This is a genomic window from Amycolatopsis sp. NPDC039088, assembly GCF_055598845.1.
In genome coordinates this window covers 1-1,056 of record NZ_JBVKAE010000096.1, presented here as the reverse complement: position 1 = coordinate 1,056, position 1,056 = coordinate 1, and the positions used below count along the sequence as shown (strand labels likewise).

Sequence of the window (1,056 nt, the reverse complement as noted above, 5' to 3'; positions counted from 1 at the left end):
TCCTGCGACTGCTGAGAAAGCCGCCGCGCATCCGTCACCCGAACCCTCGCCACCATCACCCGATCATGCCACATTTGCCTTACGGATCAATAGAAGAGCGTGAGCCCGTCTGCGAAGCCGGGGTCCTGACGCAGCACGCGGCGCAGTTCGTTGAGCGCCCGGTGCTGGGTGACGCGCACCGCGCCCGCGCTCGCCACGCCGAGCGCGACGGCGGTCTCCTCGGCGCTGAATCCGAGGATCACACGGAACACCAGCACGTCCCGCTGCTTCGGCGTGAGCACCTTGAACAGCCGCGCGAGCCGATGGCTCCGGTCCGCCTTCTCGACCTCTTCGAAGGTCGGGTTCCACGGCCCGTTCTGTTCCGGTTCCGGATCGGACACCGGTGCGGACGGGTCACGGGCGAGGTTCCGCCGGACGTCGGCGACCTTGTGCGCGGCGATCCCGAACACGTACGGCAGGAAGCTCTCGTTCTGATAGCTGTAGCGCGGCAAGGCGACGAGGACGGCCATGAGAACTTCTTGCGCGCAGTCGTCGGCGCTGGAGATCCCGCGCGTCATCACGCCCAGTTTTCCCGTGCAGTAGCGGAACACGATCGGCCGGAGAAGGGTCAGCAGGCTCCCGATGGCCCGCGGGTCACCACCGATGGCCGCGCGGATCAGTTCGCCGTCCGGTTCTCCCGGACGAGGCGAATAGGTCGGACGCACGGCTTCGGACACGGTCATCCTGCCGGATGAGTGGTTCTCGGCGTGTACCTGTGCGTTCCCATCGTCCCCACCTCCCTGAAACCCCAGTCCTGCTTGATACTTCAGACGTTACGGACGGGCGCACGCGCGTCACACCGGTAAAGCAGCCCTGAGTAGTCGGGTCTTTCGGCCCTGGTGTGTTCCGCCTGCCCTGAAACGCGTTTATGAGGGGTACGGCAACGTGGCGTCTTGAGGCTTCCGGTGGGGGTGGGTCAGGTTGGTCGTGAGTGGCGATTCGGGTTCTATTGATCCGTAAGGCAAATGTGGCGTGGTCAGTCTGCGGCGTAGCGGACTTCTTCCTTGCCGAAGAAGG

General features: G+C 65.1%; 1 protein-coding gene. It reads right to left on the bottom strand.

What is annotated here, in order from left to right; genetic code table 11:
* Positions 1-86: 86 nt before the first annotated feature.
* Positions 87-722, bottom strand: a complete 636-nt coding sequence (locus ACZ7KI_RS43355) for a sigma-70 family RNA polymerase sigma factor (protein ID WP_470278817.1) — start codon at positions 720-722, stop codon at positions 87-89.
* Positions 723-1,056 lie beyond the last annotated feature (334 nt).

Coding starts and splice junctions, on each gene's coding strand:
- ACZ7KI_RS43355 (WP_470278817.1), bottom strand. CDS start 722: ATGACCGTGTCCGAAGCCGTGCGTCCGACCTATTCGCCTCGTCCGGGA.